The 8,148-nt window shown below is 40.4% G+C and carries 6 protein-coding genes; all 6 read left to right on the forward strand.

The genetic code is table 11. The features are described from left to right. The first annotated feature begins 35 nt into the window (after positions 1–35). The 6 genes from E1I69_RS19760 (at position 36) to E1I69_RS19785 (ending at position 8,018) form a co-directional block, all read left to right on the forward strand. Positions 36–2,411, forward strand: a complete 2,376-nt coding sequence (locus E1I69_RS19760) for an immune inhibitor A domain-containing protein (RefSeq protein ID WP_136381285.1) — start codon at positions 36–38, stop codon at positions 2,409–2,411. Between the two features lie 396 nt (positions 2,412–2,807). Beyond that, positions 2,808–3,971, forward strand: a complete 1,164-nt coding sequence (gene alr / locus E1I69_RS19765) for an alanine racemase (RefSeq protein ID WP_136381286.1) — start codon at positions 2,808–2,810, stop codon at positions 3,969–3,971. A gap of 224 nt (positions 3,972–4,195) precedes the next feature. Further along, a complete protein-coding gene (locus E1I69_RS19770; RefSeq protein ID WP_010284645.1) occupies positions 4,196–4,477 on the forward strand; it encodes a CopG family ribbon-helix-helix protein in 282 nt (93 codons plus the stop codon). 4 nt (positions 4,478–4,481) lie between these two features. Then, complete coding sequence (gene ndoA, locus E1I69_RS19775) at positions 4,482–4,832, forward strand: type II toxin-antitoxin system endoribonuclease NdoA (RefSeq protein ID WP_010284636.1); 351 nt, start codon at positions 4,482–4,484, stop codon at positions 4,830–4,832. Positions 4,833–5,035: 203 nt separating this feature from the next. Then, on the forward strand, positions 5,036–5,791 hold the full coding sequence (gene sigB, locus E1I69_RS19780; protein ID WP_136381287.1) for an RNA polymerase sigma factor SigB: 756 nt from the start codon (positions 5,036–5,038) through the stop codon (positions 5,789–5,791). A 76-nt stretch (positions 5,792–5,867) separates the two neighbouring features. Then, the gene (locus E1I69_RS19785; RefSeq protein WP_207308582.1) at positions 5,868–8,018 is read left to right on the forward strand and encodes a Tex family protein; all 2,151 of its coding nucleotides are present in this window, start codon (positions 5,868–5,870) and stop codon (positions 8,016–8,018) included. Positions 8,019–8,148 lie beyond the last annotated feature (130 nt).

Here is an 8,148-nt window from a genome sequence, read left to right on the forward strand (position 1 = left end):
GGAACGTAAACCAGATTAGTAGGAGGGGTATGAAGTTGAAGAAACGAAGGTTTTTAACCACCGCACTTGCATTATCATTAAGCGTTGGACTAGTAGCGGGTCCAACCATGACACCTGAAGCTAACGCATCAGATGTATCCTCAAAACTAGCTTCACATGGTTCACCCATCGATCTAGGAATCGCAAACGATGAAAAACTCATTGAAATGCTTAAGAAAAACGGAAAAATAGCAAAAAATGCATCACCAGCAGAAGCGGAGAAAGTATTGAAAACATATCTACAGGCAAAAGCAGCTACCTCTGGTAAAACAAAGGACAAGCTACCAAAAGGCCTGGATGCAAATCTTAAATTTCCGAATAAAGAAAATGACAATGGTTTGAAAAATGGAAACGGAAACAAACTTGGACAAGCTAAGAAAAACAAAATTGATTCAGTTGAAAAAGAAAATTATGATGGTGAAGTTCGAGAGGACAAAGTATTAGTCCTAGCCATCGACTTCCCAGATTACGAAAAAAGCTCGATTACAAAAGACGAAACAGAAATGTGGTATGAAGATTATACCCATGACCATTTTCAAGATATGATTTTCGGTGCAAATGGATATGAAGGTCCAAATGGAGAAAATTTAATTTCCATGAAACAATACTATGAACAACAATCAGGTGGAAGCTATACAGTTGATGGAACTGTGGCGGGCTGGTATACGGCCGATCACCCGGCTGCATATTATGGCGGGAATGATCCTGCACCGGATGGCAGCGATATTCGACCACGTACTTTAGTATATGAGGCACTAACAAAAGCTGGTCAGGATCCGAATGTTGACTTAAGTGAATACGATGTATGGGATCGTGACGATTATGATAATGATGGGGTATACAATGAACCAGACGGAATTATTGACCATCTGATGGTTATTCACGCAGGTGTTGGTGAAGAAGCAGGAGGAGGCTCACTTGGAGCCGACGCGATTTGGTCACACCGTTGGAACCTTGGGAATCTAGTCGCTGTACCAGGTGGTACATCTAATAGTGATCGTTTTGGAGGACTTTTAGGTGCCTACGATTACACTATAGAACCTGAAGATGGAGCAGCAGGTGTGTTTATACATGAATTCGGACATGATCTCGGTCTTCCAGATGAGTATGACACAGTTTATAGTGGAGAAGGTGAAGCTGTTGCCTATTGGTCTGTCATGGCAAGTGGAAGCTGGTCTGGAGACATTCCGGGAACAGAACCACCGGGAATGAGTGCGTATGCTAAAGAAAAACTTCAAGCATGGCATGGTGGGAACTGGTTAAGTGGGACAACGATTAATGCCGATGATATTACACAACAGGGTACGGAGTTACTTCTTGATGAAGCAGTAACAAAAGGTACGAATCATGATGCTGTACGAGTTGATTTACCAGACAAGGTTAATGTTTTAAATACACCTGCTGAAGGAAACTTTGAGTATTTCGGCGGTAAAGGGGATGAGGTTGACCATAAGATGGTTGCTACCATCGATTTAACAGGAAAAACTAGTGCAACTCTTGACTTCGATGCTTGGTATAACATCGAACAGGATTGGGACTACGCCATGGTTCAAGTTTCAACCGATGGAGGGGAAACGTGGACATCACTTTTGAGTGAAAGAACTTCAACCACTCTTGATCCAGATGGCTATCCAGCAATTAAAGAAAACCTCCCAGGCTACACCGGCTCAAGTAATGGCTGGGTCCATGAAACGATCGATTTAAGTGATTATGCAGGTCAAGAAATTCAGCTTCAATTCCGTTCAATGACCGATTGGGCCACAAACCTTGACGGCTTCTTTGCGGATAATGTAAAAGTAACTGCAGACGGAAATGAAGTGTTCTCTGATGGTGCGGAGGGCGAACCTAAATTTTCATTGGATGGTTTTGTAAAGCATGATGGTAAATATACATCTCCTCATTACTATTTATTAGAATGGAGATCCCATAATGGCGTCGATGTAGGCTTAAAGAACATCCGCCGTGGTGCAAGCCTCATGTCATATGACCCAGGTTTAGTAGTGTGGTATGTCGATGAAAGCTATGACAACAACTGGACAGGCGTTCATCCTGGAGATGGTTTCCTAGGAGTTGTCGATGCTGACCAGCATGCTGTAAGCTGGAGTGATAAAAATATAGGGTCAACACGATATCAACTACACGATGCTGCGTTTAGTTTAGATAAAACAGAGAAAATGTTCCTGGATTACCCGGGTCAATTTACAATGAAGGATAACTTTACGCAACGCACACCTTTATTTGATGATAGTGCTGACTACAGTAACCCAGGCTTGGTCGATGCAGGACGTAACATTCCTGAATACGGTCTGAAATTCCGTGTTGTTGGTCAAAGTGCTGATGGTACAGTTGGGAAGGTGCTAATTTTTAAATAATAATTTGTAAGACCCCTTTGACCACCCAAAGGGGTCTTTGTCATGCTTTCAAAATTTCTCTTTCATATTTTACTTTTTTCATCATATGTTAAGATGGGTATATCAAAAGAGGATAACAAAAAACACCATTGACATGGACAGAATGAAGTTTAATAATCGTACTTATAAATTATTTATATCAGTGGGTCTAACCACTGATTCAAATAATTTAACCTCCGGCGGATGCCACAGATTTTTTAAATGTAATCTTCGAGCGTAAGATCAAAGACTAAGAACGCCACTTCCTGTGGCAACGTCTTTGTGACACACATCGTGTGGGCCTAAAAAATCTTGGCGCAAATACGCCAGAGCGTATTTGATTTAGTAATAGCAATTAATCTAAGAAGGTGTTTACTCATGGATTCTACCCATTTTTATCGCGATACGTGGGTTGAAGTTGATTTAGACTGCATTTTTGAAAATGTAAAAAACATGAAGAGTTTTTTACCGGAACAAGTGGACATTATGGCAGTCGTTAAGGCAAATGCATATGGTCATGGAGATGCTGAGGTTGCAAAAACGGCACTTGAAGCGGGTGCAACTTATCTTGCGGTAGCTTTTATCGACGAAGGTATTTCCTTACGTCATAGAGGAATTGATGCACCCATACTTGTTCTCGGAGCAACACGTCCAGCCGATGCCATGATTGCTGCACAGCTCAACATAGCACTCACTATCTATAGTCAAGAATGCCTGGATCATGTCATTGAAAATTATCACGGCAGCACTCCACTTAACTTGCACTTGAAACTTGATACCGGCATGGGACGTCTTGGAGTTAGAAAAAAAGACGAGCTAGAAACAATCTTAGCGACAATTGGGCAACATCCTCAAGTTCAACTTGAAGGCGTTTTTACTCATTTCGCAACAGCAGATGAACTAGATACCTCCTATTTTGACAAGCAATATCAGAATTTCCTTAAAATGCTTGAGTGGATTCCAAACAAACCGAAAATGATTCATTGCGGAAACAGTGCAACGGGTTACCGTTTTCCAGAAAGAGTATTTAATGCAGTAAGACTTGGTATAGGAATGTATGGATTGACACCATCTTTAGAAATAAAAAACCAGCTTCCATATGAGCTTAAACAAGCTATTTCTTTCCACAGTAAGCTTGTCCATGTAAAACAACTTGCAAAAGGGGAAAAAGTAAGTTACGGTGCCACCTTCACAGCTGATGAAGATATGTGGGTTGGAACCGTTCCAGTCGGCTATGCGGACGGGTGGATCAGAAAGCTACAAAATACGCATGTTTTAGTCGACGGTGAACTCTGTCAAATTATCGGTCGCATCTGTATGGACCAATTTATGGTTCGACTTCCAAAGAAACTTCCCGTTGGTACAAAAGTAACCTTAATCGGAAGACAAAATGACAAATTCATTAGTGTTGACGATGTCGCAAAGGTCCTTGAAACAATTAACTATGAGGTCACATGTTCAATAAGTTTTCGGGTTCCGCGTATTTTTTTAAGAAATAAGAGAATAATTGAAGTGAGAAATCCGTTATTAAGACATTACTAGTAGAAAAAAGTAGTACATTAGTTGTAGAAATTGGGAACATTCTTTTTTTATGCGTGTAGTTGAATGTAGATTTTGGAAACATTGTAAAAGATGTGCATAAAAACCAATTCTAAATGTCGATAATAAATAAGAATTGTTGGATTAAGCTTTGCATCCAATCGTAATAATGGTATTATTAAGATTGGAGTAGAATAATGGTGGCAAGTTGGTGGAGGTGTATGTTTGTGTCTGAATCCAGCGCAACAACAGAAATTCTAGTACGATTACCACAAAACTTAATTAGTGAGTTGGATGGCCTAGTGAAACAAGAAAACGGTAACCGAAATGAACTGATTTATCAGGCTACAAAAATGTATCTACGTGAGAGAAAGAAGCGCCAGATTACAGAATCAATGAGACGCGGTTACATGGAAATGGCGAAAATCAACCTTACTATTGCATCGGAGGCTTTTTTGGCTGAATCTGAGGCTGACCACACCGTAGAACGCTTAGTTAGCGGGGGGTAATCATTTGATTGTAAAACGTGGCGACGTTTATTTTGCAGACCTCTCCCCAGTTGTTGGCTCAGAGCAAGGAGGCGTTCGTCCTGTTCTTGTCATCCAAAACGATATCGGGAATCGGTTTAGTCCCACAGTCATTGTCGCAGCGATAACTGCCCAAATTCAAAAAGCAAAGCTTCCAACACATGTTGAAATTGATGCGGAGCGCTATGGATTTGAGCGCGATTCAGTTATTCTGTTAGAACAAATACGTACAATCGATAAGCAGCGTCTAACCGATAAGATTACACATCTCGATGAAGAGATGATGGACAGAGTGGATGATGCCTTACAAATTAGTTTAGGACTCATCGATTTTTAATTCATTTTTTATATGATACGTCTATGAGAAGTTACCCCGTGGTAGCTTCTTTTATTTTGCGTTATGTTATATGACAAAAATATTTTATTTATGTAACAAATCGCGGAATGTGAAGGGAATCACATCATTTTTATCGAAATACATAATAGGGGATGCTCCCAAACAACCTTTCATGACAAATAAAAAAGAGAGCGGTGGAAAAAATGAGAAAGCAATCTACAAGTCCAAAACGGGAGGAAGTAGAAAGGCTAATACAGAACTTCCAAAAAACTGGCTCAAAACAATCAGAAAGGGAAATCGTTGAAAAGTATGAAAAAGTGATCCGTTCAATTGCTTGGAAATACTCGAAGGGCCAGTCGTTTCACGAGGACATCGTCCAAGTAGGCAGAGTGGGACTTTTAGGTGCGATAAGAAGGTATGACCAAACAATTGGGAAAAACTTTCACAGTTTCGCAATCCCAACCATTATAGGTGAAATCAAACATTATCTACGCGATAAAACATGGAGTGTGCATGTGCCAAGAAGGGTAAAAGAGCTCGGAATTAAGATTATAAAGGCTGAAGAGGAACTTACAAACCACTTACAAAGGAAGCCGAAAATACATGAAATCGCAAATCATCTTCATGTGGATGAAAAGGAAGTTCTAGAAGCAATCGAATTAAAACAAGCCTATCATACGCAGCCAATTGATACGCCGACTGATTCAGATTCAGAAGGGAAAACCATTTTAGAAACAGTAGGTAAAAAGGATAAAGGCTACGAACAGGTGCTGAAAAAATTAGATGTAAAGAAAGCCCTCCGTGTTCTGTCAACACGAGAACAAAGGATTCTTTATTATACGTATATAAAAGAGAAAAGTCAGCGAGATACAGGAAAAATCGTGGGTATTTCACAAATGCATGTTTCTCGCATCCAGCGAAGTGCCATTAAAAAGCTTCGGCAAGCCGTACTTGAATGAGGTAATTTTGGTAAAATAGAGATAGTAGTGAAAGTAGGAGGAAACAGTTTTGAGTCAGACATTGCAAACGAACGACATGATGGTAAAAACCATCGCCAAAGAAATTGGAATCACAACTAAGCAAGTGCATAGTGTAATCAACCTTTTAGATGAAGGGAATACTGTACCTTTTATCGCACGTTACCGAAAGGAACTAACCGGGTCTTTAGACGAAGTGCAAATTAAAGATGTTCAAGAAAAATGGACCTATTTGCAAAACCTCGAATCACGAAAGGAAGAGGTGATTCGCCTCATTTCTGAACAAGGGAAGTTAACCGATGAACTTCAATCGGAAATCTTGAAGTCTACAAAGCTTCAACAGGTCGAGGACTTATACAGACCCTATAAACAAAAACGCCGTACAAAAGCGACCGTCGCAAAAGAAAAAGGGCTAGAGCCATTAGCAGAATGGTTATATACCTTCCCGATGAATGTGGATGTTGAAAAATATGCAACTCAATTCATTTCAGAGGAAAAAGAAGTTCTGAGCGCTGAAGATGCGATTAGTGGTGCGAAGGATATTGTTGCGGAATGGATTTCCGATGACGCTGCTTTTCGTCAATGGATTCGAAATGAAACCTTCAAACAAGGAACCATTGAAACAGCGGTGAAAGACCAAGAAAAAGACGAGAAAAATGTTTATGAAATGTACTATGAATACAAGGAGCCAATCCACAAGGTCGTTCCACATCGTGTCCTAGCGATGAACCGCGGAGAAAAAGAGGAAATCTTACGTGTAACAATTGAACCGCCTCTCGACCGAATTTTAACCTTTTTAAATCGAAAGATCGTAAAAACAGAAAATTCTCCGGCAACACAATATATTGTAGAAACAATCGAGGACAGTTACAAACGTCTTATTCAGCCGTCGATTGAAAGGGAGATTCGAAAAGAACTAACAGAGAAAGCAGAAGATCGAGCGATTCATATTTTTTCAGAAAACCTTCGAAATCTACTTTTACAACCGCCACTTAAAGGGAAGATTGTCCTTGGAGTGGACCCTGCCTACCGTACGGGATGTAAGCTTGCGGTAGTTGATGAAACCGGTAAGGTTCTTAATATAGGTGTAATATATCCGCATCCACCAGTAAATAAAAGGGAGGAAGCGATTAAGAAAATAAAATCCGTTTTACAAGAATTCAAGGTAGAAATGGTGGCTATCGGAAATGGTACGGCCTCAAGAGAAACGGAAAGCTTTGTTGCGGATGTTCTAAAAGAAGTGAATCAAGAAATCTTTTATATTATCGTCAATGAAGCGGGAGCGAGTGTGTACTCTGCATCTGAGATTGCACGTGAAGAATTCCCTGATTTACATGTTGAAGAAAGAAGTGCTGTATCGATTGCAAGAAGACTTCAGGACCCGTTAGCTGAACTCGTAAAAATTGATCCGAAGTCAGTAGGCGTCGGTCAATACCAACATGACGTCTCCCAGAAAAAGCTAAATGAACAGCTAACATTTGTTGTTGAAACAGTTGTTAACAAGGTTGGTGTAAATGTTAATACAGCATCTCCTTCCTTACTGCAATATGTAGCTGGCCTCTCAAAAGCGGTTGCTAACAATATCGTGAAAAAACGTGAGGAGCAAGGTAAATTCAAAGATAGAAGCGAATTGAAGGACATTCCGCGTCTAGGTGCAAAAACCTATGAGCAATGTATTGGATTCCTTCGTATTATCGATGGAAGCGAGCCATTAGATCGCACAGGGATTCACCCAGAAAACTATAATGAGGTTAAAAAACTACTTGGGAAATTCGGTCTAACAAGCAATGACTTAGGAACGGAAAAATTAAAAGAAGCCATTTCGTCCATTGTCCCAGAAGAAATAGCTGCAGAATTAGGAATCGGTGAAATTACCATTCACGATATAACTGAAGCTTTAGTCAGCCCAGAACGCGACCCTCGTGATGAACTGTCAAAACCATTACTTAAAAAGGACATCCTTAAGCTTGAAGACCTCGCAAAAGGGATGGAGCTCGAAGGAACTGTCCGCAATGTTGTAGACTTTGGGGCTTTTGTAGATATCGGAGTTAAGCAGGATGGTTTAGTTCATATTTCTAAACTAAGTAAAAACTTTGTCAAACACCCACTTGACGTTGTTTCAGTTGGCGACGTTGTAACCGTCTGGATAGACGATGTCGATGTGAAAAAAGGAAGAGTCGCATTAACAATGCTACCGCCACAAAGCTAAAACGAAAGGGGCTGTCCAAAAAGTCATTGAAAAGTGACTTTTGAGGACAGCCCCTCATTTTTTATATTTATTGGGTCAACTAAAACTAGGTTGTTGATTTCCGCTGCAGGTACTCGCTTTCCGCGGGCGG

Source organism: Bacillus timonensis (assembly GCF_004799755.1).
Taxonomy (GTDB): domain Bacteria; phylum Bacillota; class Bacilli; order Bacillales; family Bacillaceae_L; genus Ferdinandcohnia; species Ferdinandcohnia timonensis_A.

Bases quoted from the DNA above. Each gene is read 5' to 3' on its own strand.
- alr (WP_136381286.1), top strand. From the start codon at position 2,808: ATGGATTCTACCCATTTTTATCGCGATACGTGGGTTGAAGTTGATTTA.
- sigB (WP_136381287.1), top strand. From the start codon at position 5,036: ATGAGAAAGCAATCTACAAGTCCAAAACGGGAGGAAGTAGAAAGGCTA.
- E1I69_RS19785 (WP_207308582.1), top strand. From the start codon at position 5,868: ATGATGGTAAAAACCATCGCCAAAGAAATTGGAATCACAACTAAGCAA.